We start from the raw sequence: 23,030 nt of genomic DNA, 5'->3' as shown, positions 1-23,030 counted from the left end.
GTCATTTCACGCGATGAAGCTTGCTGACGGTGTCGCGCGCCTGCATCAGCGCGCCCAGCTTCTCGCGGGCGCGCGACAGGCGCGACATGACCGTGCCCATCGGCACGTCCAGTATCCGGGCGGTTTCCTGATAGGACAGGTCCTCCACGCAGATCAGCAGCAATACCTCCCGCTGTTCGGCGGGCAGGGCTTGCAGGCAGCGGTCCAGGTCGCGCACCTCCAGGTGGTCGGTCTGCGTGGCGCGTACCGGGGCGTCCGGCAGTTCGCCCAGGGCGGTCTGTTCGGCCCGCCGGCTGCTGGCGCGCACGCCGTCGATGAAATGGTTGTGCATGATGCCGAACATCCAGGCGCGCAACTCGCCGCGCCGTTGCCAGCGCGAATAGCGGCTCCATGCGCGCTCCAGCGTGTCCTGGACCAGGTCGTCGGCCCGGTGGGGGTCGCCCGTCAGCCCGCGAGCGTAGCGCCGCAGGCTGGGGATGCAGGCCAGGATCAGGGCTTCGTCTTCGGCGCGCATGGATTGCTGCGTTTGCTGGCGGACACGGTCTCAGGGCTTGGCGACGTGCCAGACTTCCTTGAAGTTGTCGCCCGTCTTGTCGCCGGCCTTGGCGTCCTTGGCGTAGGTGTACAGCGGCTTGCCCTTGCTGGCCCATTGCTTGCTGCCGTCGTCGCGGGTGATGACGGTCATGTCGCCCATGGGCTTGGCGTCGGCGCTGGCCATGACGGGCGGCCAGATCTTGGCGCACTGGTCATTGCAGGCGCTCTTGCCGCCGGCATCCTTGTCGAAGGTGTAAAGCGTCATGCCGGCGCTGTTGACCAGCATGCCGTCCTGGGTCTTGACGGCCTGGGCCTGGGCGCCGGCCGAAAACAGGGCGGCGGCGGAGATGGCCAGGGCTGCGGCGATGTGTTTGCGCATGGTTTGCCTCGTACGTAGATAGGGAAAGTGGGGGACTGCCCTCTACAGACGCTGCCGGCCCGGGCTTTATTCCCGCCGGGCGGAAAGAAGTTGCAAAGGGTCAGCCTGCCGGCCGGACCGCGCCGGGTTCGTAACGCATTTCGTGTTCCAGTTCGGTTTCCTCCACGGGGGTGAAGCCCAGCGCTTCATACAGGCGGCGGGCGGGGTTGCCTTTCAGCACGCTCAGGGTGACCGGGATGCCTTCGGCGTCGGCCTCGTCCAGCACGCCTTCCAGCAGGCGGCGGCCCAGCCCGCGGCCCTGGAAGGCGGGGTCGATCTGGATCTGCACGATGCGCCAGCTGGCCGCGTCCCGGCCATGCTTGAACAGCCCGGCGGGCCGGCCGTCCAGCCAGACGATGCGGGCGTCCTCGAAGCGGTAGAGGATGCGGGCCAGATGGTAGTCGTCGTCCTGCGGCGCGCCCGCGCGCCGCAGGTGCTCGTGCATGGTGGTCTTGCGCAGGGCAAGCAGGAAGGGCAGGTCGTCTTCGGTGGCGGGCTGCAGCGCCAGGGAGCAGGTCTGGGTCATGGAGGCGGGGGAGGTAGGAGGCGTCCGGCTGCCGTGCCGGCCCGATTATCAGGTTATAGAGCGGTTGCGCGCCGGGCGCCAGCCCGGCCGCCTGCGGCCGGCTCCTTGACCCCGCTCCTTAGCCGGGTCCTTTGATCCTGTTCTTCAATCCGCGCCGCCGCTGCGCGCGCACTCCCACCCCAGCTCGGCCAGCGGCGCCACCTTGGCGCCCATGGACTGGGCGTCGTCGGCGGCCGCGTTGCCGCCCGAGGCGCGCGCGGCGACCCCCTGCAGGATGGCGGCCATGCGGAAGAAGCTGTAAGCGAGGTAAAAGCCCCAATCGGCGACACCGGCAAGCCCGCGCGCCCGGCAGTACGCCGCCACGACCTCGTCCTCCGTGGGGATCCCCAGCGCGCCGAGATCGGATCCGGCCACGCCGCGCCACAGCTGCGGCGACACTCGCCAGCACATGCAGTAATAGGCCAGGTCCGCCAGCGGGTGCCCCAGCGTGGAAAGCTCCCAGTCCAGCAAGGCCAGGGCGCGGGGTTCAGTGGGGTGGAAGATCAGGTTGTCCAGGCGGAAGTCGCCATGCACCAGCCGCGTTTCGTCGCTGGCGGGAATGTTGCGGGGCAGCCAGTCGATCAGCGACTCCATGGCGGGCAGGTCCGCCGCGGGCCGGCTTTCGCGGTACTGCCGCGTCCAGCGCGAGATTTGCCGGGCATAGTAGTTGCCGGGCCGGCCGTAGCTTTCCAGGCCCAGGGCCACGTAGTCCAGCTCATGCAGGGCCGCGAGCACGCGGCTGGTTTCGGCGTAAATCGCGCCGCGCTCGGCCGGGTCCAGGCCTGGCAGGGTCGGGTCGACAAAGGTGCGCCCCTGCACATAGTCCATCAGGTAGAAGGGAGTGCCCAGCAGGCTGTCGTCGGCGCAATAGTCCAGCATGCGCGGCACGGGCACGTCGCTGCGCTCCAGCGCCCGCATGACCCGGAACTCGCGGTCGATGGCGTGCGCCGAGGGCAACAGCTTGCCCGCCGGCTGCTTGCGCAGCACATACTGGCCGCGGACCGTGGCCACGATGTAAGTCGGATTCGATTGGCCGCCGGCCAGGCGGCGCAGCGCCACTTCGCCGGCTTGCCCGGCATAGCCCGCACGCACCAGATAGGCGGCCAGCGCGTCCTGGCCAGCAATCGTCTCCACTGTCGCGCCCGTCACGATTGCGCCCCGGCCTGTTCCTGCGCCTGCCAATGCCAGAACTCGTCGCCCTCGTCCATCAGGAATCGCGCCAGCACCATCTTGTGCACTTCGGATGCCCCATCGACCAGCCGCGCCTGGCGCGCGTAGCGGTAGATCCAGGCCAAGGCCGTATCGCGCGAATAGCCGCGCGCGCCGGTCAGCTGGATGGCGGTATCGACCGCCTTGTGCAGCGTTTCGGAGACGACGATCTTCGCCATCGAGACTTCCTTGCGCGCGTAGCTGCCCTGGTCCAGGGCGACGGCGGCGCGCATCGTCAACAGGCGGCCGATCTCGATCGCCATGGCGCATTCGCCCAGCATCCATTGCACGCCTTCGCGCTCGGCCAGCGCGGTGCCGAAGCTCTGCCGGGTCGCCACGTAGTCGCGCGCGATGGCCAGGGAGCGGCGCGCCAGTCCCAGCCAGCGCATGCAATGCGTCAGCCGCGCGGGTCCCAGGCGGATCTGCGTGACCTTCAGGCCGTCGCCCACGCCGAGCAGGCGGTTTTCATCGGGGATTTCCAGCCCGTCGAACACCAGTTCGCAGTGGCCGCCGTGTTCCTCCGGCCCCATGATGGGGATGCGCCGTTCGATACGCCAACCGGGCTGGTTCGCGTCGAAGAGGAAGGCCGTCAGGCCCTTGCGCGGATCGTCCGAGGTCTTGGCCATCAGGATGAAGTGCTGCGCCACGCCGGCGCCGGTGATGAACCACTTCTTGCCGTGGATGCGCCACTTGCCGTCTTGCAGGGTGGCGCTGGTGAGCATCATGGATGGATCCGAACCGCTGCCCGGATGCGGTTCGGTCATGGCGAACGAGGAGCGTACCTTGCCGTCCACGATGGGCTGCAACCAGCGCGCCTTCTGCGCGTCGGTGGCGACCTTCTCCAGCACCATCATGTTGCCGTCGTCGGGCGCCGCGCTGTTGAACACCACGGGGCCGAAGATCGACACGTTCATTTCTTCGTAGCAGGCCGCCATGCCGACGCGCGACAGCCCCTGGCCGCCGCGTTCGCGCGGCATCTGCAGCGCCCACAGCCCGGCTTCGCGGGCGCGGCGGCGCAGCGGCTGCAAGACTTCCTCGCGGATGTTCTCGTGTTCGTCGTAGGAGGCAGGGTCGGCCTCCACCGGCAGGATGTGCGTCTCGACGAAGTCCTTGATGCGCAGGCGGTAGCTTTCGATTTCTGGCGTGAGGCTGAAGTCCATATTGCGTCCCGGGGTCAGAGCGTGGAAATGAGATGTCCGCCGTCCACGACCAGGACGGAACCGGTCATGAAGGAAGAGGCGTCGGAAGCCAGCAGCAGCAGCGGGGCGGACAGCTCCCGCGCCTGTCCGAGCCGGCGCTGCGGCACGCGTCGGATCAGCGCCTGTCCCGCGTCGCTGGCGAAGAATTCGCGGTTCAGGTCGGTTTCGATATAGCCGGGCGCGAGCGCATTGACGCGGATGCCGTGGCGCGCCCATTCCAGCGCCAGGGCCTGCGTCAGCTGGATCAGCGCGGCCTTGGAGGCAGCGTAGGCAGGCACCTGTTGAGCCACGCGCAGCCCCAGGATGGAGGCGATGTTGATGATGCTGCCGCCGCCGTGCTCCTGCATGTGGCGGCCGGCAGCCTGCGCCACGCGCCAGGTGCCGTTCAGGTTGACGTCGATCACGTCGCTCCAATCGGCCTCGGTATGTTCCAGCGCCGGACGGGTAGTGGTGATGCCGGCGTTGTTGACCAGGATGTCGATGGCGCCGTCCAGTCTCTCGGACGCGGCATCGAACAAGACTGCGACGCTGTCGGGTTGGGTCACGTCCAGCGCGATGGCGCAGCTGCGCCGGTCCGCGGCGGCCAGTTCCGCGGCCAGTTGCTCGCCGGCCTGCAGCCTGCGTCCGGCCAGGGCCACGTGCGCGCCGGCGGCGGCCAGGGTGCGCGCGAATTCCGCGCCCAGTCCGCCGAAGGCGCCGGTCACCAGGGCCCGCTTGTTGCGTAGGTCCTCGAACATGCTCACTCTCCTTCGGGCGTTGCCGCCGCGGGGGTCATGCAGGCTTGTACGCCGACGCTTCCACTTCGATCAGCCATTCCGGTCGCGCCAGGGCCCGCACCACGACCAGCGTCGCGGCGGGACGGGCCTCGCCCAGATAGGCCAGCCTGACGGGGCCGAGCTGCGGCAGCTGGCTTTCGTCGGTGATGTAGGTTACGACCTTGACCAGGTCGCCCGCATTCATCCCCGCGGCCTCCAGCATGGCCTGGATGTTGCGCCAGGCAGCGTGGGCCTGGGCTTCGAAGCCAGCTGCGAGCTCGCCCTCGGACGATACTCCCACCTGGCCGGCAATGTGCAGCCAGCGCCCGGCGCCTTCGGTCAGCACGCCCTGGCTATAGGGACCCAAGGGGGCGCAGACGCCCGCGGGATTGAGTGGTTGGCCTGCCATGTGGACTCCTCGTGAAAGATCAGGCCCGGCCCGCGCCGGGCAGCAGCAGATCGAGCGTCTTGTTGAACAGCGGATAGCCGCCGCCGGCGAAATCGGTCAGCAGATCGAAATGGTTGCGTTGCGGCACCACCAGGTTTTCGACCTGGTAGCCGTGGCTGGCGCAATGCTGTGAAAAATCCCGGCTCTGCCCGCGAAAGCCCTCGGTTTCCAGGGCGCCGGCCGCGAACACCATGGGGACTTGGTACAGCGCGGCGCGCTGGTACAGCCCCAGGTTGCGGGCTTCCGACACGCTCATATGGAGATCGCGGTTGATGGAAGTGCGCAGCAGCGGCTCCAGATCGAACAGCCCGCTCAGCCCGACGTAGCCGCGTATCCGACCCGCCAGGGCGGGAACCAGGTCGCGGCACAAGGCCCTGGCGGCCATGTGTCCGCCGGCGGAGTGGCCGGACAGCACGATGCGGCTGGCGTCGTAGCCGTGGCGTTCTCCCTGGGCGGTCAGCCAGGACACGGCTGTGCAAGCCTCGTCGACGATGTCGGAGACGCTGGCGTGCGGCGCCAGCGTGTAGTTGGGCAGCGCCACCGCCACGCCGCGCGCCAGGTACTCGTCGGCGATGAACGAAAAGCCGTGCTTGTCTAGGGCGCGCCAGTAGCCGCCGTGGATGAAGACCAGCAGCGGCGGCGCCGGCACATGTTCGGGCACGAACAGGTCCAGCACGCTGGAAGCCCGCTGGCCGAAGCGCAGGTCCAGGCGGGCCTCGGGCCGGCTGCGCGTGTCCGCGCTGCGGCGCGCATAGGTAAAGTAGATTTCCTCGCGTTCGGGATGCCGGGCGCGCAGGTTGTACTGCGCTTCCTGCTCCGGATCGATCGCCTGCTCCTGGGAAGAACACGTCATCGCTTCACCTGTCTCCTGTCAGGCGCCCAGGTAGGCAGCCTGTACCCGTGTATCGTCGCGCAGCGCTTGGGCGCTGCCCGAATACGCCACCCGGCCTTCCTGCAGCACGTAGCCGTAGTCCGCGGCGCTCAAGGTCAGCCTGGCGTTCTGTTCGGCGATGAACAGCGTCAGCCCTTCCTGCTTGAGCCGCCGCAGCGACAGGAAGATGTCCTTCACGACCAGGGGCGCGAGGCCCATGGAGGGTTCGTCCAGCATCAGCAGGCGCGGGCTGCTCATCAGCGCCCGGCCTATCGCAACCATCTGCTGTTCGCCGCCCGACAACGTTCCGGCGGGCTGGCGGGCGCGTTCGGACAGCCGCGGGAACAGGTCCAGGACGAAGTCGAGATTGCGGCGGAACTCCGTCTGGCGGCGCTGCTTCAGCAGCTTGTAGCCGCCCATCTCCAGGTTTTCGCTGACCGACAGGGGCGCGAACACGCGCCGGCCTTCCGGCACCAGCACGATGCCGCGGTCGACGATGCGGTCCGCGGTCAGCGTCTCGATCGCTTCCCCTTCGAAGCGGACGCTGCCGCGCAGGGGCCGCAGCAGACCGCTCAGGCTGCGCATGACCGTGGTCTTGCCGGCGCCGTTGGCGCCGAGCAGGCAGCCGATCTGCCCGGCGGGAATCTCCAGGCTGGTTTCGCGCAGCACGTCGCCCGCGCCATACGAGGCGCACAGGTTGGTGATTTCAAGCATCGGGCATGTCCTCCCCGAGATAGGCCTGCAGCACCAGGGGATCGGCGCGCACCGCGTCGGCCCGGCCTTCGGCGATCTTGCGGCCGTAGTTCAGCACCAGGATGTCGTCGCACAGCTGCATGACGAAGCTCATGTTGTGCTCGACCAGCAGCACGGTCACCCCGCTGGCGTTCACTTCGCGTATGACCTGCGCCACCTGTGCCACTTCGGCATGCGGCACGCCGGCGACGGGCTCGTCCAGCAGCAGCAGGGTGGGGTCGGCGGCCAGGGCGCGCGCGATTTCGAGGATCTTGGCCTGGCCGAAGCTCAGGTCCGCGGCCAGCACGTCGGCGTGGCGGGCCAGGTGCAGCTGCTCCAGCCGCTGCATTGCGATGTCGCGCATCTGCCGTTCGTCACGGCGCTGCCTGGGCGTGCGCAGCATGCAGGCCCACAGGCCGGAGCCGAAGCGCGCATGGCAGCCCACCATGACGTTCTCCAGCACCGTCAGGTCCTTGAAGATCTGCAGGTTCTGGAAGGTGCGGGCGATGCCCAGCCTGACGCGCTGGTGCGGCGGCAGGCCGCGTACCGGGCGGCCGCGAAAGCACACCTCGCCGCGCCCTGGATGCAGCAGGCCGGCGACGATATTGAACAAGGTGCTCTTGCCCGCGCCGTTGGGGCCGATCAGGCCCTTGATCTGGCCTTGCTTCAGGTCGAAGGACAGGTCGGCAAGCGCGGCCAGTCCGCCGAAGTTGATGCCCAGGTCCCGCACCGACAGGAAATCGTGATCAGCCATGGCGCACCTTGCCCTTTGTTGCCGTCACCGGGGTAGCCGGCAAGCTTCTGGGACGCCGGCACAGCCGCTGCGCCAGTCCCGCCAGTCCTCCCGGAAAGAACATCAGGACCAGGATCATGCCCAGCCCGAACAGCAGCAGTTCGACGTCATGGAAGGCGCGCAGCAACTCCGGTACGGCGGTATAGACCAGCGCGCCGAACAGCGGTCCCCAATACTTGCCCCAGCCGCCGACCGCGACCATGACCAGCAGCAGCACCGAGGCCGAGAAGCTGAAGGTCTCCGGCGACGCGAACTGGTTGAAGTGCACGTAGAAAGTTCCCGCCAGGGCCGCCACCGCGGCGCAGAGCACGAAGATCGCCACCTTCAGCGCATAGGTGTTGATGCCCAGGCTGGCCGCGCCGACCTCGCTGCCGGCCACGCTGATCATGGCGCGGCCGATGCGCGAGCGGGTCAGGTTCAGGAAGCCCCACATCAGCAGCAGGCCGGCGGCCCAGGCCAGGTAGAAGAAGCGGCGGTCGGTATCGAAGGCGTAGCCTGCGACGGTGATGGGCTCGACCCCCGACAGGCCGTTGGGGCCGCCGGTAAAGTCCACCAGTTCGACGAACAGCACCGACAGGATGGCGTTGAATCCCAACGTGGCCATCGCCAGATAATGTCCGCGCAGCCGCAGCACGGGCAGGGCGATGAGCAGCGCCGCCGTGCTTGCGACCGCCAGCGCGGCCGGGATGCTGGCAAGCGCCGGAACGCCGTACTTGGCCGACAAGGCGCCGCTGACATAGGCGCCCAGGCCGAAGAAGCCGGCCTGGCACATGGAGATCTGCCCGCAGTAGCCCATCAGCAGGTTGAGGCTGGCGATCAGCATCAGGTTGATGCTGAACGTCACCGCCAGGCCCACGGCGTAGCTGTTCGGCGCCACCAGCGGAAACAGCAGGAAAAGGCCCCACAGCGCCAGCAGGATACGCAGGTCGCGGTGTCCGCCGTCCCCGTGCGGGTGGATTTCTGATTTCATCTTCACCCCCTTCAGACCTTGTTGATTTCGGCTTTGCCCAGCAAGCCCTGGGGACGGTAGAACAGCACCAGCAACAGCACGATGAAGGACAGCGCATCCTTGTACTGCGAGGAAATCAGGCCGCCTCCCAGCGCCTCGATCACGCCCAGCAGCAGGCCGCCGAGCAAGGCGCCCTGCAGGCTGCCCAACCCGCCCAGCATGGCTGCGCTGAAGCCTTTGAAGCCGAGCATGGTGCCGTGGTCATAGGAGGTGAAGGTCAGCGGCGCGATGATCACGCCGGCGATGCCGCCGGCCAGCGCCGCCAGCACGAAGGCCACGGTTACCGAACGCCGCACGTTGATGCCGACCAGGGCGGCGGCGTCGCGGTCGATGGCCGTGGCGCGCAGGGTCTTGCCCAACAGCGTGCGCTCGAAGAAGAAGTGCGTCCCCAGCATGAAGACCAGCGCCACGCCCATCACCCAGAAGCTTTGCGGCGGAATCTGCGCGCCCGCCAGCGGCACGGGCGCGTCGCCGGAAAACGCGGGATAGCCCATGGGCGTTTTGCCCAGCCCCAGCATCACCAGGCTCTTGGTGCAGATGGCCAGGCCGATGCTCAGCAGCGTCACCAGCAGCGGCGCGGGCTTCTTCAGCGGATGGATCACCAGGCGTTCGGACAGGCCGCCCGCCAGGGCCACCAGGGCTACCGCCGCCAGACAGGACAGCCATAGCGGCAGTTCGGCCACCGCGTAGCAGGCCGCCGCCACCATGCCGCCCATCATGACCCATTCGCCCTGGGCGAAGTTGATGGCGTCGGTGCTCTTGAAAATGACGTTGAACCCCACCGCCACGATGGCGTAGATGCTGCCGGTGGTGATCCCGGCGACGAGCAGTTGGACGATTTGCGCGGACATATCCATGGCGGGGTCCCGTGCTGGCTCAGTTGGGCCGGCGCGCAGCCAGCGCGATGCCCGGCAGCTCGACGCCGAATTCGGCCAGGCGCCGCGTCACCGTTTCCAGGTACGACCACAGGATCTCGTATTCCTTGTCGGCGGATACGGCGCCCAGGCCGGCTGCGGCCGTCAGGGCGTTGGCCTGGCTTTCGGGACCATCGGGTTCGGCCAGCCAGGGGCAGTGATAGCCCCGCAGTTCGACCTCGTTCAGATAGCCCGACACGGCCCCGGCCACGGCGTTGCGGTCGGCGTCGGACCAGGCGGCGGCGCGTTCCGCGACGTAGAGCCAGCCGAAGGTGGCGTGGCGTTCCTTGGCCTGCACGCACTGCTCCAGGATGCGGCGCGCCACGGGCTCGCGGGCGTTCTCCAGGTAGGCCCGGAACAGTTCGAGTTCCAGTCCGTCTTCGACCGCCGCGTGCGCGGTGAAGAAGGCGTCGGCATGGCAGGCGGCGTCCAGCACCTGGCGGTGCCGGCATTGGTTGAAGATGGCTTCCTGCTGCGGGCTGGGCGGGCGGTTCAGGTAGCCGCCCAACAGCGTGGCGTAGCGGTGGAAGCACTCGATCTGCCAGGCTTCCTCGGTGTTGCGCACGGTGAGGAAGTACTTGGGATCGGATTCGCGGCCGCTCTCCAGGCACAGGCGCACCAGCAGCGCCGGCGTTTCGCTCAAGCCCGCGTATTCCACCCAGGCGCGGCGGCTCCAGGTCAGGCGGGCCGCGTCACGGGTCCGGGCGTCGAGCGCGCCGATGTCGAAGCTGGCCCACGGAATGTCGGTTTCGGGCGCCCAGCGCTGCTGCTTGCCGGTTTCGTACAGTTCGCGGATCGAGGTGATGGACTGCTTGAGCGTCAGCGGGAAGCGGCGCTCAACGGGAATTCTGGTCGTAGCTGCGTTCATGACAGGTCCTTGGATTCAGAATTCGCCGATCTTCGGGTGATGCAGCAAGGGCAGGTGCACGCCCCAGGGCTCCATCTGGCGCCGCACGCGCTGCACCGTTTCCACGAACAGGGGCTTCTCCAGTTCCTCGACCGTGGAGCCCAGGCCGGCTTCCCAGGTGACCCGGTCCACCTCCATCTCGGCGCGCGAGGCCGGATTGTCGGGCGCCAGCCACGCGCTGTGGTAGCCGTTGAGCTCGACTTTTTCCATCATGTTGATCACGGCGTTCTCCACCACCTTGATCTCGGCGGGCGACATCTGCGGAATGCGATGGTCGAGGAAGCGCCAGCCGAACGCGCAGTGCCGCACCTCGTCGCGCATGATGCGGGCGCAGATCTGCTTGGCGACGGGATCGCGGGTGATCTCCACCAGGTGGCGGAAGACGTCGAACGCGATTTCCTCGGCGGCGCAGACCAGGGCCGCAAGGATCGCCTCGACCGACACCTCGGGGTCCAGCGCCATCTTGCGCACGCCGTGGGTGGCGACCGAACCCTGGTACGCGGCCTGGGCCGGCTGTTCCATGTAGCCGCCCAGGGCTTCGGCCATGCGAAAGCAGGCCTCCGCGTGGCGGCTTTCTTCCTGCGAGCGGATGGTGAAGAACAGCCGCAGGTCGGGCTCGCACTTATCGTGGCAGAAGCGGATCTGCAAGGCAGGGCTTTCCGAAATGGCGCCGTACTCGCTCCAGGCGCGGCGGCTCCAGTACTGTCGGGCCGCATAGCGCTGTTCAGGCGTGTACTGCGAGGCATCGAACAAATGCCAATCGATGTCGGTGCGCGGGTCCCACTGCTTGACCGTCGCCAGGTGGTAGAGATCGCGGATCTTGGGGATCCGGGTGTCCAGGTCCAGCGGAAAGATGCTTTCCGGATCGTCCAGGATGGTACGCGGCTCGGCGCTTGCTACGTTCATGACTGCACTCCCAGGTTTGCCGCGCCGGCGGCGCGCGTGAGTGGAGGTTGCGGAGATGGACTGCTTACTTGTAGTCGGCCAGCCGGAATTGACCGTCCCGGTAGCCGAGCATGACGATGTCGTCCTTGTCCAGGCCGGAGTGGCGCTGGGGCGAGAAATTGAAGACCCCGCCCACGCCCTGGTAGCCGGTGATGGCGGTCAGCTGTTCGCGGGTCTTTTCCTTGTCGCCGCCGCTTTTTTCCAGGGCGGCGCGGGCCAGCATCATGGCGTCGTAGGTCTGGGCCACGAACTGGTTGGGCTTGCGTTTGTAGCGGGCCTCGAAGCGCTTGCTGAGGTCCACGATGCGGGTCTTGATGGGGTCGGCGTCGGGCAGATCCTGGCCCACCGGGAACTTGACGCTGACCAGCAGCAGGTCCTTGACCGAGTCGCCCGCCAGTTTCATGTAGCGCTGGTCGACGAAGCCGTAGCTGTGCACCAGCGTGAGCTTGTCCAGGCCCAGTTGCTGGGCCTGCTTGATGAACACCACGCCGGCCGGGGTCACGGTCCAGCAGATGATGGCCTGCACCGACGCGTTCTTGATGCGCGTGAGCTGCGGAGTCAGGTCCGTGTCGGCGGGGTTGAAGGATTCATAGGTGATGTCGATGCCGCGCTTGGCGGCCAGCCGCTTCATCTGCTCGACGGCGCTCTGGCCGAAGCCGCTGTTGTCGGCCAGCAGGGCGGCGCGCTTGATGCCTTTCTTGTCGAAGTAGTCCAGCACCCGGTCGATCACCTGGTCGTCGTCCACGGTGCTCTTGAACACGTACTTGCGTTCCGCCACCGGCATCACGATCTGCATCGAGCCTTCGGTGGAAATGAAGGGGGTAGCGGCCTTGTCGACCATCGGCACCATGGCCATGGCGATGCCGCTCATGTTGCCGCCGCCGACGATGATGTCGACCTTGTCCTGGGACAGCAGGCGCTTGGTGGCGTTGATCGCCTTGGCGGTCTGGCTCTCGGCGTCGTAGAACACCCATTCGACCTTCTTGCCGCCGATGCCGCCGGCGGCGTTGATGTCGTCGATGGCCATTTCCATGCCGGCCTTCATGTCTTCGCCGAGGAAGGCGGCGGGACCGGTCACGGACAGGATGGACCCGATCCGTACCGCGTCCTGCGCGCTGGCGGCGTGCATGCCCAGCATCAGCGCGGCGGCCGGCAGCGCGATGGCTGCGCGCCGCGAGAACTCCAGAAACGTCTTTATGCAAGTCATGGTGCTACTCCTGTACCTGATGCGGGATTTGGGGTGTGCAGCAACTTCCACGAACAGCGAAAACGTAGTCGGGCTAGTCCCCTACGCCTGAGGGGTTGCGGAACTCGAGCGAGTCCGACACCTGGTCCGTCTTGCCTGCGCCGTTCTGCAGCGGCACGCGCACCGAGTACCGGACCTGGTCCGCGCGGTAGTGGGACAGGCCGGACATGACCGGCCGATCCTGTTTGTCGAAATACACGAGGTGCCGCGTCAGCACCGGGTCTCCGGGCAGCAGGCTGAGGTAGTCGGCATGTTCGGCCTGCACCGCGCCGCCTTCGATCTTGAGGTTGCCGTAGGCCAGCTCGACCTGGCGGCCGATCAGTTCCAGCAGGGAACCGGCCTCGGCCTGGCGGGCGTCGATGTGCGGGATGCGGTCGACGCGCACATAGCGGTAGTCGATCGAAATCGGCACCTGCTGAACCGTGCGCAGGCGCAGAATGCTCCAGACCGGCGTGCCCGGCGCCACGTCCAGCTCGCGCGCCACGGCGTTGGAGGCGGGCTCCTGGGCGCAGTGCAGCACCCGCAGGCTGAGGGGGCGGCCGTGCGCCGACCATTGGTCGATGAAGTCCATGGCCGGGCTGAACTGCTCGTCGATCTTGGGGGCGCAGACGAAGGTGCCGGACCCGCGGACCCGCCGCAGATAGCCCTCGTCCACCAGTTCCTGGATGGCCTGCCGCACCGTCATGCGGCTGACGTCGAATTGCTCGCTCAGCTCATGATCAGTGTGGAAGCGGTCGCTTTCCTGCTGCCAATTCAGGATCATCATCAGCACGCGCCGCTTGATCTGCACATAGAGCGGCAGAGGGGAGTCCCGGTCCAGCGCCACGGGGCTGGCGACGGGGGGCTCGCTGCGTACGTTCGTAATAGTGGACATGACAGCTGGGTTCCGGGATATGTATATAGGATTTGTATATTTGTCTAGTTAACTAGACTTTATGATATATTGATTTCGAAAGTCAAGTACGGATTAGCGATATGAATATTTCTACGCTCGACCTTGCGTTGGCACTCGCGCCCCATGGCCTGGATGCCGTCCTGTCCTTTGATCAGCCCGCGTCGCTGGACCGGGCGGACGTGCTCATATGGGATCCCGCCGGGCTGTACCCGGTGCTGGAGGCCGCCTGCGAACGCACCGATCCGCCGGTGTTGGGCGTGGGCGCCTCGGAATGGCTGTTGGCCACCAGCCGCCACTGGCGCGAGCAGTTCAAACGCCTGCTGGGCGCGGGCGGCACGCTGGTCGTCCTGGTGCCCGCGCCGCGCACGGTGGGCGTGCATACCCTGCAAGACATCCTTCCCTACGATTGGTCCGAGCCTCTCCTGCCCAGGACGGTGAGCAGCCAGGCGATCGAGGGCGACGCCGCGCCACGGCAGGCGGGCGAGCCTTTCCGCACGCTCTTCACTGAAGCCGCGCGCTGTTTCCAGCCTGGCGCGACCTTGTCTGCGGCGCCGGGCGCGAGCATTCTGGAGACAGGGTCGGGCATGACGCTGGCCAGCTACGCCAGCGAACCGCCCGGCCGCCTGCTGCTGCTGCCGGCGCTGGCGCCGGGGTTGGCCCAGGACGAGGCGGGCGCGGCGCTGTTCCTGCGGGAATTGCGCCGCTGCATAGAACGCCTGGGCCAGCGCAGCGGCGTGCGCCTGGCGGCGTGGCTGGATCTGCAACGCGGCGCGGCCGACGAGCAATTGCACGCTCGCCGCGCGCAGTGCCTGCGCGAACGCCATGCGCTTGACCTGGAGCTGCAGGAACTGGATCGCACGATGGCCGAGCGGGATTTCTTCAAGCAGCTGCTTGCCGGCGAAGGCCTGGGAGCGGGGTTGGCGGCCGCGGAAGTCTTCCGCCGCAAGAACGTGCCGGTCCATGCGGATTGGGTCGAGAAAGACCTGCACATCGTCGAACTTGACCAGCGCAACGTGCTGCTCAAAGTGCGTCTGGCGGATGAACCGCTGGATGCCGCGGCGCTGCGCCGGCTGGAGCAAGCCCGCGCGCGGGTGGCGGATTACTTTTCCAAGCCGACTTCCATCCTGGTGGCGGACTGCGCCGACAATGCCTTGCCGCCGTCCGCGCGCGCGCCGCGCCGGCAAGCGGTGTTGGAAGGCCTGGACGATGCCTACGTGCTGAACGGACTGCACCTGTACGGCTGGCATCTGGAAACTTCCGGCGACAGCCCTGACCGCCTGCTGCGGCGCTTGATGCAGGCGGACGCGGACCTGAGCGATTCCCTGCTGCGCGCCACGCTGCGCGGCCTGTCCCCGCAAGCCGCCGCCTGAAGGGCGCGGTGAGCGTTTCGCCTCTGTGAGACTCCGATGCCCGCCGACACACCCGACCATCATGTCCTGGATATCGCACGCAACAGCGCCAACCACCTGGCGCTTACTCCGCTGACATTCATCGAGCGCGCGGCCAAGGTCTATCCGGAGCGCACCGCCATCATCCACGGCGCGCTGCGCCAGAGCTGGCGACAGACCTACGCGCGCTGCCGCCAGCTGGCCAGCGGGCTGGCGCGCCTGGGCGTGCGGCCTGGCGATACGGTAGCCGTGATGGCGCCCAACATCCCGGCGCTGTACGAAGCCCATTTCGGCGTCGCCATGGCCGGCGCGGTGCTCAATGCCCTGAATACCCGACTGGACGCGGAAACGTTGTCCTTCATCCTGGAGCACGGCGCCGCGACGGTGCTGCTGACGGACCGCGAGTACGCGCCCGTCATGGCGCAGGCGCTGGCCAAGATCCGCAGGCCGATCCGGGTGGTGGACATCGACGACCCCGAGTACGGCGGGCCGGGCGAGCTGATCGGGGAAATGAGCTACGAGGCGCTGCTGGCGTTGGGCGATGCGCAGGCCGGATTCCCCTGGCCGGCGGACGAATGGCAGTCGCTGTGCCTGAACTACACCTCCGGCACCACCGGCAGCCCCAAGGGCGTGCTGTACCACCATCGCGGCGCTTACCTGAATGCGATGGGCAACGCCTTGGCCTGCGACATGCGCCAGCATGCCGTGTACCTGTGGACCTTGCCGATGTTCCATTGCAATGGCTGGAGTTTTCCCTGGACCATTGCGCTGCTGGCCGGAACCAACGTGTGCCTGCGGCGGGTCGAGGCCGGCGCCGTCTTCGATGCCATCCAGGCGCACGGGGTCGATTATTTCTGCGCCGCGCCGGTGGTGCTGGGCATGCTCATCAACAGCCCGCCAGAAATCAAACGCCGCGCCTCGCGTCCGGTGCAGGTGCTTACGGGCGGCTCGCCGCCGCCGGCCGCCGTGATTGCGGCGATGGATGAACTGGGCATAGACGTGACGCACCTGTATGGCCTGACCGAGAGCTATGGTCCGTCGATCAGCTGCGCCTGGCACGAGGCCTGGAGCGATCTGCCGCTGGAGGAACAGGCCGCGCTCAAGGCGCGCATCGGCGTGCGTAAGCACACGATGGAACAGGTCCGCGTGCTGGATCCCGCCACCCTGGACCCCGTGCCGCCGGACGGCGTCACCGTGGGCGAAATCATGATGCGCGGCAACACGCTGATGAAGGGATATCTGAAGAACCCCCAGGCCACCGCCGAGGCCTTCGCGGGCGGCTGGTTCCATACCGGCGATTTGGCCGTGGTGCACCCGGATGGCTACATGCAGATCAAGGACCGCGCCAAGGATATCGTCATTTCCGGCGGCGAGAACATCTCGACGGTAGAGGTCGAGGATGCCTTGTACGCGCACCCCGCCGTGCTGGAAGCGGCGGTGGTGGCGCGGCCCGACGCCAAATGGGGCGAGACGCCCTGCGCCTTCGTCACGCTGAAGGACGGCTGCGCGGCAAGCGCGGACGAATTGACCGGCTTCTGCCGCACCCGGCTGGCGGGCTTCAAGGTGCCGCGCACCTTCGTGTTCGGCCCGCTGCCCAAGACCGCCACGGGCAAGATCCAGAAGTACCTGCTGCGCGAACAGGCGCGGCAGCTATGAGTCCGCCGCTGCCGGCGCGGCCCTAGGCGCGCGGCAGCAGGTCCAGCGCCTGCGCGTCGAAGCGCCGCAGGTTCGGGAACACCAGGCCCAGATCCTCGCGGCCAGCGCCGAACCAGGCGCCCAGGGACGCGCCCAACTGGTCCACGGCCAGGGTGGGCAAGAGGCGGCCGTTGTCGACGAAGCCAGGGCCGTCCAGGGCGATTTCCGGATGGCTGCCGTAGTAGCGGCCGCCCTGGACGGCGCCGCCCAGCACGAAGTGGTGCGAGCCCCAGCCATGGTCCGAGCCGTTGCCGTTGGAACCCAGGGTGCGGCCGAATTCGGATGCGGTGAAGGTGGTCACCTGGTCGGCCACGCCTATCGCCGACAAGGCCTGCTGGAACGCGGCCAGGGCCTGGCCCAGTTCCTTGAGCAGGGCGGGGTGGGTGTCGTTGAGGCCCGCGTGATTGTCATAGCCGTTCTGCGACACGAAGAAGACCTGGCGGCGCGCGCCCAGCGCCTGCCTGGCGGCGATGATGCGGGCGACGATCTTCAACTGCTGCGCGAGTGGCGATGAGAAATCGCCGGGCACGGCCACGTCCGCAAGCGCTGCGCGCAGGCGCGTGTCGGCGTCGATGGACTGCGCGGCGATGCGCGACATCTCGCGTTCCATCAGATGCTCGCGCGGCTGCGTGATCAGTTGGCGCAGCAAGGCGGTGCAGGCGCTGGAGCCATACATGTCGCGGGTCAGCAGGTCTATCTGCGTGGAACCATGGATGCCCACGCGGTATCCGGCGATCTTGCGCCCGGCCAGCAGCACGCTGCTGCCGCCCGCGGTAATGCCCGTGAAGGTGCGTTGCGCGTTGGCATCGGCGTACAGGTCCGTCAGCCTTCCGGCCCAGCCCGACGCGGCGCCTTCCGGCGCCAGCGCCTGCCAGTACGACTGCTGGTCGTTGTGCGAGAACAGCTTGGGCGGCAAGGGCACGCGCGCGCCTATGTATTCCTGTTTGGACGTGGGCACGACCAGCGGGCCTATGTTCAGCAGCACCGCCATGTCGCCGCTTTCGTACAAGGGCTTGAGCGGCGCCAGCGACGGGGCCAGTGCAAACTGCACGCCGCCGGGCGCGGGCTGCTTGCCGCGCAGCGCGGTGGCCTGCAGGGCGTCGCGCGGCAGCGCGATGTCGGTGCGCGCCTGGGCATACGCCTTGTATGAAGCCGCGTCGTAGGGCACCAGCGAGTTGTAGGGGTCGTTTCCGCCATACAGGAACACGCAGACCAGCGCCTTGTAGGAAGAAGCTGGCGCCGATTGCGCGGCCGCCGCGCCCAGGGCCGCCAGGTTCAGCGCCAGCGGCGCGGCGGCCCCGGTGGCGCCCAGCGCGCAGGCGCGCAGCAGGAATTCGCGGCGGCTCGTTTGCGCATCGGAGCGGGAGCTCTTCATTTCTGCACCAGGTATTCGGGGCTGGCGGCCACCAGCATGATGGCGGCGCGCACCCGGTCGCGCGGCCGGCCCGCGGGTATGGTTGCCACGGCCCGCGCGATGGCGCCAGCGGTCTCGGCGGAATAGGCGTCGCCCGCCAGCAGCAGCGCCACCCGCGCTACCAGCGCGGACGGATCCTGGGCCAGCGCGATCTCGGCGGTGTAGGGGGTCTGCAGATCCTCCCAGCCCCGGTCCACATAGATGGCCAGGAAGTTCAGGTAGCCGGCGATGCTGGTCTCGTCGGTGATCTGCAGTTCCGGCGCCACCAGGTGCTGGCGCGCCAGTTCCGTCACCGGCGGCACGTAGCGCGGCCGGAAGAAATTGAAGACGCTGGCCGAACGCATCGGGCTCTGGGCCAGCCGGATCGTGTTGTCGGTGGTGTCCGGCATGGCCCAGGCGCCGTTGTTGGAGGTGGCGCCGAAAGCCCGCGCCCAGGCCGCAAAGCGCACGATGGGTTCGCGCACCTTGCCCCAGCCGGGGGCGGCCAGGTCGGGGTCGCGCGCCTCGGGATCCAGCAAGATGGCGCGCACCACCGCCTTCAGGTTGCCGCGCGTGCCGCTGCCGTCATCATTAAAGGCGGCGGAGACGCGCGCCACATAGGCGTGGCTGGGATTGCTGGTGACCAGCCGCTGGATCAGCTGGGTGCCGATGAAGGGCCCGACGTTGGGATGGGCGCAGATCACGTCCATGGCGCGCTTGAGCGACAGGTGGCCGTCGGTGCCGGCCGGCACCACCGCGCCCAGGAAGCGCTTTTCAGCCAGCGAATGCAGTCCGTTGTTCAGGGCCATGGGCCGGCGGTGGAACTCCACATCGGTTTCCGGGCCGTTGATGTCCCAGCCGGTGAAGACCTTGGCCAGGCCCTGCACGTCGGCATTGTCATAGGTTTCCACCGGCGCGCCGTTCACCATCCTGACGGCGCCGTCCGGCTCCAGCTCCAGCAGGCCGATGCTGAACAGCTGCATGACCTCGCGGGCGTAGTTCTCGTCGGGATGGCGGCCGGTCTTGGGATCTTCCTTGCGGTTGCCGCGATAGGTCAGCATGCAGCCCATGGACAGGTTGCGGGTCACGGCCGTCAGCAGCTGCTGATAATTGCCCAGGGCATGCTCGGCCAGCAGGTCCATGAAGCCGGCCGCGCCGAACAGCGGCCAGGACGCGGTGATCGACGACACGCCCACCACGAAGATCTCGGACAGCGCGAACGCCACCCGCGTGCGCACCTGGTCCGGCGCGGCGATGAACTTGCGCCATAGCGTGGATTCCAGGGGGGCGTTGATGCCGTTGCCCTTGAACTCCTCGGTGTTCTTTTTTTGTTGCAGCAGCCAATCGAAGTGGGTCTGCGACGGCGGCATGGCCAGTTGCGCGTCCAGCCAGGCCGCGTAGCCGTCGCGCACCACGGCGTCGATGTCGGCGGGCGTGGGGCCGAACGTGGCCTGCGCCAGGAAGCGCGAGGCCTGGCCCGGGGTGGGTTTGCGGTGGGAGAGATCGGCGGACTGCGGCGCAGCCGCTGACGGCGTAGCGGACATGCGCAGGCACCTCGTCGAATGCGAAAACCTACGGTACTGAAGCCCAGGGCGGGCTTCAATACCGTCATTCGAACGAGGGACTAGTCCAAAAGGATGGTGTCAGACCGAGCGCGTGATGCCGCCGTCGATGCGGATGTTCTGGCCGGTGATGTAGGAAGAGGCGTCGGACGCCAGGAAGGCGATCAGGTCCGCGACCTCTTCGGCGGTGCCGTAGCGACCCATCGGGATGCGCGTGCGGCGGTCTTCCTTTTCAGGCAGGCTGTCGATGAAGCCCGGCAGCACGTTGTTCATCCGCACATTGTGCTGGGCGTATTCGTCGGCGAACACCTTGGTGAAGGCGGCCAGCCCGGCGCGGAACACGCCAGACGTGGGGAACAGCGCTTCCGGTTCGAAGGTGGCATAGGTCGAGATATTGACGATGGCGCCGGATTTCTGCTGCTTCATCACCGGCGCGACCAGGCGCGCGATGCGCACCACGTTCAGCAGGTAGAACTCCATGCCCAGGTGCCAGTCCTCGTCGCTGATTTCCAGCAGCGGACCCTTGGGGCCGTGGCCGGCGCTGTTGATTACCGCGTCGATCCTGCCCCATTTCTGCAGGGTGGCGTCCACCAGCCGCGCCAGGTCTTCGGGCGAGCGGTTGGACCCGGTGATGCCCAGGCCGTCCAGTTCCTGCGCCAGGGCCTCGCCCTTGCCGGAGGAAGACAGGATGGCCACGCGCCAGCCGTCGGCCGCCAGTTTGCGCGCCGCCGCCGCGCCCATGCCGCTGCCGCCGGCGGTGACGATCGCCACTTTTTCCGTGCTCATGCTCACTCCTGGTCTTGAATTATTGGGGAGCGGCCATTGTAGAAGCGGGACCGACCCGCCACACCACATTGCCGACGTCGTCCGCCACCAGCAGTCCGCCCTGGCGGTCTATGGCTACCCCTACCGGCCGCCCCTGGGCTTCGCCGCTTTGGTTCAAGAAGCCCGTCAGCACGTCGCGCGCGGCGCCATCGGGCTTGCCGTCGCGGAAGGGCACGAAGATGACCTTATAGCCGCTGCGCGGATCGCGGTTCCAGGAACCGTGCTGGCCCACGAACATGCCGTCGGTGTAGGGCGCGGGCAGCTTGGAGCCACCCGACCAGGCCAACCCCAGCGAGGCCGTGTGCGGACCCAGCGCGTAATCGGGCACGATGGCGCGCGCAACCAGGTCCGGGCGCGGCGGCTGCACGCGGGTGTCGACGTGCTGGCCGAAGTAGCTGTAGGGCCAGCCGTAGAAGCCGCCGTCGCGCACCGAGGTCATGTAGTCGGGCACCAGGTCGCTGCCAAGCTCGTCGCGTTCGTTGACCGAGGTCCACAACGTCTTGCCGTCGGGCGCCCAGGCCATGCCCACCGGGTTGCGCAGGCCGGTGGCATACAGGCGCTTGTTGCCGCTGGCCACGTCGATCTCCCAGATGGCGGCGCGTCCCTCTTCGATGTCCATGCCGTTTTCGCCGACGTTGCTGTTGGAGCCTACCGACACATAGAGCTTGCTGCCGTCCGGGCTGGCCAGCAGGTTCTTGGTCCAGTGGTGGTTGATGCCGGCCGGCAGGTCGGTGACCTTCACGCCAGCGGCGCTGATCCGTTGCTGCCCGGCTTCATACGGAAAGCGGACCACGGCGTCGGCATTGGCCACGTAGAGCTGATTGCCGATCAAGGCCATGCCGAATGGCGAATTCAGGCCCTCCAGCAGCACGCTACGGGCGTCGGCGACGCCGTCGTGGTTGGTGTCGCGCAGCAGGGTGATGCGGTTGGCGCTGTCGGTCCTGGCGCCGGCGCGTTTCATGACCAGGCCGGCGACCCAGCCCTTGAATCCGCCCGAGGCCGATTCGGGCTTGGGCGGTGCATTGGTCTCTGCTACCAGCACGTCGCCGTTGGGCAGCACGTACAGCCAGCGCGGATGGTCCAGGCCGCTGGCGAACTCGGTCACCGCCATGCCATCGGCGGCCACGGGATGCGCGCCGGCGGGCCAGCCCACGGCCTTGGCGGTCTTCACGGTGGGTATGGCGGTGGGATTGGGGGCGGGCAACTGGGGCGATGGGCCCATGCCGGCCTCGACCGGTAGCGTGGCCATTTCGCCGCAGGCATTGAGGGTGGCGACGGCCATCGCGGCGGCCAGCAGAAGGCGTGGTGTGGGCATGATGCATGCTCCGGGGGCGGTGAGGTCCATCATACGCTTGGGCCTGCGCCGGCCCGGGGATGATCAGCGCATCTCGAACGCTTCCTGATGCCAGTGCACGTGCGCGCCGCCCAGCTTGCGCAGCCCGCGCCTGAGCGCATCCGCCAGGCCGGTGGGCCCGCAGAACCAGACGTCGGCGATGCGGCCCGCGGCCACCTCGCCCTGCGCCAGTGCGCCGGCCGTCAGCGTGTTGCCGTCACGCGCGCTGTGTATCGTCAGCGTCACACAGTCCAGCGCGGCGCAGCGCTCCCGCAGCAGCGGCACGAAGGGATCGGTCGCGGCGTCGCGCACGCAGTAGTGCAACCACACGCGCGGCGGCTGCGCCTGGCCGGCCTGCAACGCTTCCAGCCATGCGAGGAAAGGGGTGATGCCGATGCCGCCCGCAATCCAGACCTGTGTGGCGGCGGCCGTGCCGGGTTCCAGCTGAAAGCGGCCATAGGGTCCTTCCACGGCGACGTCCTGGCCGATCCGCAGCGTGCGCGCCAGGGTGCGGGTGTAGTCGCCCAGGGCCTTGATCTGGAACGTCACGCGGCGCTCGCCAGGCACGGGGGCGCTGGCGATGGTATAGGGGTGGGCGCCTTCCTTGCGGTCGAACGTGACGAAGGCGAATTGCCCCGCATGGTGATGCCGCCAATTGGCGTCGAGATCGCAGCTGACCTCCATGATGCCGTCCGGCTGGTGGGTCAGCGATACGATCTTTCCGCGCGCGCGGCGGCCGTGGCCAACGCGTCCCAGCAGTGCCACCAGCGCGGCATAGACGCCCGCGGCCAGCAGCGGAATCAGCAGCAGGCCCACGGGACCGCTCCAGTAGTACGCCGGCGCCAGCGCCACCGTATGGAACACCAGCGCCAGGAACAGCAGCGGCATGACGCGGTGCAGGAGGCGCCAGGCCCGATAGGGAAAGCGCCGCCACAGGGTGATCGCCAGCATGGCAAGCAGCAGGTAGATCGACCATTCGCCCAGGTCCTTGGCCACGCCGCGCGAGCCTTCGAACAACGCCAGCACGACGTCGCGGGCGGGACGGTTGCCCGCGTCCGCCAAGCCCTTCAGCGGGCCGCTGGCCAGCTTCAGCAGCCAGTGCGCGGCGCCGGCGCCCACCGCGAGCATGCCGGCCCATTTGTGCAGCCGGTAGATCTTGTCCATGCCGCCCAGCGGCCGTTCCAGCCATACCGGCCGCAAGGCCAGCAGCATGATCAAGGCCATCAGCCCGATGGACCAGACGCCCGTGAGGTACAGGCCTTGCTGCCGCGCGATCCAGTACCAGGCGCCTGCGGCGGGCGGCTGCAGGATCAGCGCGTCCAGGCCCCAGGCCAGGGTAAGGGCAAGCAGGAAGCCGCCGAGGGCGGCGCCGGTTCCTATCGGTTTCATGATGA

General features: G+C 67.8%; 23 protein-coding genes. 2 read left to right on the top strand and 21 right to left on the bottom strand.

All coding sequences use genetic code 11. The features are described from left to right. Window position 1: 1 nt before the first annotated feature. The 16 genes from AC6LKD_RS05575 to AC6LKD_RS05500 all read right to left on the bottom strand — a co-directional run bounded on the left by AC6LKD_RS05575 (window position 2) and on the right by AC6LKD_RS05500 (window position 13,419). Complete coding sequence (locus AC6LKD_RS05575) at window positions 2-514, bottom strand: RNA polymerase sigma factor (RefSeq protein WP_042794858.1); 513 nt, start codon at window positions 512-514, stop codon at window positions 2-4. Window positions 515-544: 30 nt separating this feature from the next. After that, window positions 545-913, bottom strand: coding sequence for a COG4315 family predicted lipoprotein (locus AC6LKD_RS05570; RefSeq protein WP_207465710.1), 369 nt, complete (start codon window positions 911-913; stop codon window positions 545-547). Window positions 914-1,013: 100 nt separating this feature from the next. Next, window positions 1,014-1,478 carry a GNAT family N-acetyltransferase gene (locus AC6LKD_RS05565; RefSeq protein WP_207465708.1) on the bottom strand — a complete coding sequence of 155 codons (465 nt, stop codon included), beginning with the start codon at window positions 1,476-1,478 and terminating at the stop codon, window positions 1,014-1,016. Between the two features lie 144 nt (window positions 1,479-1,622). Further along, complete coding sequence (locus tag AC6LKD_RS05560; RefSeq protein ID WP_498115480.1) at window positions 1,623-2,666, bottom strand: phosphotransferase; 1,044 nt, start codon at window positions 2,664-2,666, stop codon at window positions 1,623-1,625. Next, window positions 2,663-3,886, bottom strand: coding sequence for an acyl-CoA dehydrogenase family protein (locus tag AC6LKD_RS05555; RefSeq protein WP_498115479.1), 1,224 nt, complete (start codon window positions 3,884-3,886; stop codon window positions 2,663-2,665). Before AC6LKD_RS05555 ends, AC6LKD_RS05560 begins: the two co-directional genes overlap by 4 nt. Window positions 3,887-3,900: 14 nt before the next feature. Further along, entirely contained in the window at window positions 3,901-4,662 is a 762-nt protein-coding gene (locus tag AC6LKD_RS05550) for an SDR family NAD(P)-dependent oxidoreductase (protein WP_498115478.1), read from the bottom strand. A gap of 34 nt (window positions 4,663-4,696) precedes the next feature. Beyond that, window positions 4,697-5,089: a RidA family protein gene (locus AC6LKD_RS05545; protein WP_492274517.1), complete on the bottom strand. Its 393-nt coding sequence runs from the start codon at window positions 5,087-5,089 to the stop codon at window positions 4,697-4,699. Between the two features lie 19 nt (window positions 5,090-5,108). After that, a complete protein-coding gene (locus tag AC6LKD_RS05540; RefSeq protein WP_498115477.1) occupies window positions 5,109-5,981 on the bottom strand; it encodes an alpha/beta hydrolase in 873 nt (290 codons plus the stop codon). Window positions 5,982-5,999: 18 nt separating this feature from the next. Next, on the bottom strand, window positions 6,000-6,713 hold the full coding sequence (locus AC6LKD_RS05535; RefSeq protein WP_498115476.1) for an ABC transporter ATP-binding protein: 714 nt from the start codon (window positions 6,711-6,713) through the stop codon (window positions 6,000-6,002). After that, window positions 6,706-7,485 carry an ABC transporter ATP-binding protein gene (locus tag AC6LKD_RS05530; protein ID WP_013395823.1) on the bottom strand — a complete coding sequence of 260 codons (780 nt, stop codon included), beginning with the start codon at window positions 7,483-7,485 and terminating at the stop codon, window positions 6,706-6,708. Before AC6LKD_RS05530 ends, AC6LKD_RS05535 begins: the two co-directional genes overlap by 8 nt. Beyond that, window positions 7,478-8,494: a branched-chain amino acid ABC transporter permease gene (locus AC6LKD_RS05525; protein ID WP_492274519.1), complete on the bottom strand. Its 1,017-nt coding sequence runs from the start codon at window positions 8,492-8,494 to the stop codon at window positions 7,478-7,480. The genes AC6LKD_RS05530 and AC6LKD_RS05525 overlap by 8 nt, the downstream gene beginning before the upstream one ends. Before the next feature lie 11 nt (window positions 8,495-8,505). After that, window positions 8,506-9,390 (bottom strand): branched-chain amino acid ABC transporter permease, encoded by an 885-nt coding sequence (locus AC6LKD_RS05520; RefSeq protein WP_013395821.1) that lies wholly within the window; start codon window positions 9,388-9,390, stop codon window positions 8,506-8,508. Window positions 9,391-9,409: 19 nt separating this feature from the next. Beyond that, window positions 9,410-10,315 (bottom strand): hypothetical protein, encoded by a 906-nt coding sequence (locus AC6LKD_RS05515; RefSeq protein WP_492274520.1) that lies wholly within the window; start codon window positions 10,313-10,315, stop codon window positions 9,410-9,412. A gap of 15 nt (window positions 10,316-10,330) precedes the next feature. After that, the gene (locus AC6LKD_RS05510; RefSeq protein ID WP_013395819.1) at window positions 10,331-11,260 is read right to left on the bottom strand and encodes a ferritin-like domain-containing protein; all 930 of its coding nucleotides are present in this window, start codon (window positions 11,258-11,260) and stop codon (window positions 10,331-10,333) included. Window positions 11,261-11,324: 64 nt separating this feature from the next. Further along, complete coding sequence (locus AC6LKD_RS05505; protein WP_013395818.1) at window positions 11,325-12,506, bottom strand: ABC transporter substrate-binding protein; 1,182 nt, start codon at window positions 12,504-12,506, stop codon at window positions 11,325-11,327. 73 nt (window positions 12,507-12,579) lie between these two features. After that, window positions 12,580-13,419, bottom strand: coding sequence for a GntR family transcriptional regulator (locus tag AC6LKD_RS05500; protein ID WP_013395817.1), 840 nt, complete (start codon window positions 13,417-13,419; stop codon window positions 12,580-12,582). Between the two features lie 101 nt (window positions 13,420-13,520). On the opposite strand from AC6LKD_RS05500, the gene AC6LKD_RS05495 reads away from it, so the two are divergent. Together AC6LKD_RS05495 and AC6LKD_RS05490 are read left to right on the top strand one after the other, a co-directional pair. Continuing rightward, window positions 13,521-14,810: a hypothetical protein gene (locus AC6LKD_RS05495; RefSeq protein ID WP_498115475.1), complete on the top strand. Its 1,290-nt coding sequence runs from the start codon at window positions 13,521-13,523 to the stop codon at window positions 14,808-14,810. A 36-nt stretch (window positions 14,811-14,846) separates the two neighbouring features. Next, window positions 14,847-16,484 (top strand): acyl-CoA synthetase, encoded by a 1,638-nt coding sequence (locus AC6LKD_RS05490; RefSeq protein WP_498115474.1) that lies wholly within the window; start codon window positions 14,847-14,849, stop codon window positions 16,482-16,484. A 22-nt stretch (window positions 16,485-16,506) separates the two neighbouring features. Here AC6LKD_RS05490 and AC6LKD_RS05485 read toward each other — a convergent pair whose 3' ends face one another. From AC6LKD_RS05485 to AC6LKD_RS05465, 5 genes are all read right to left on the bottom strand, one after another. After that, entirely contained in the window at window positions 16,507-17,898 is a 1,392-nt protein-coding gene (locus AC6LKD_RS05485; RefSeq protein WP_498115473.1) for a DUF1501 domain-containing protein, read from the bottom strand. After that, window positions 17,895-19,460 carry a DUF1800 domain-containing protein gene (locus AC6LKD_RS05480; protein ID WP_498115472.1) on the bottom strand — a complete coding sequence of 522 codons (1,566 nt, stop codon included), beginning with the start codon at window positions 19,458-19,460 and terminating at the stop codon, window positions 17,895-17,897. Before AC6LKD_RS05480 ends, AC6LKD_RS05485 begins: the two co-directional genes overlap by 4 nt. A gap of 99 nt (window positions 19,461-19,559) precedes the next feature. Further along, window positions 19,560-20,264, bottom strand: a complete 705-nt coding sequence (locus tag AC6LKD_RS05475; RefSeq protein WP_498115471.1) for an SDR family oxidoreductase — start codon at window positions 20,262-20,264, stop codon at window positions 19,560-19,562. Window positions 20,265-20,283: 19 nt separating this feature from the next. After that, window positions 20,284-21,618, bottom strand: coding sequence for a PQQ-dependent sugar dehydrogenase (locus AC6LKD_RS05470; RefSeq protein ID WP_013395811.1), 1,335 nt, complete (start codon window positions 21,616-21,618; stop codon window positions 20,284-20,286). 63 nt (window positions 21,619-21,681) lie between these two features. Continuing rightward, window positions 21,682-23,025, bottom strand: coding sequence for a ferredoxin reductase family protein (locus AC6LKD_RS05465; protein WP_498115470.1), 1,344 nt, complete (start codon window positions 23,023-23,025; stop codon window positions 21,682-21,684). Window positions 23,026-23,030 lie beyond the last annotated feature (5 nt).

The sequence above is a fragment of the Achromobacter sp. D7-1 genome (assembly GCF_059760445.1).
The sequence above is the reverse complement of the archived record's forward strand: the minus strand, read 5'-3'. Positions and strand labels throughout refer to the sequence as shown.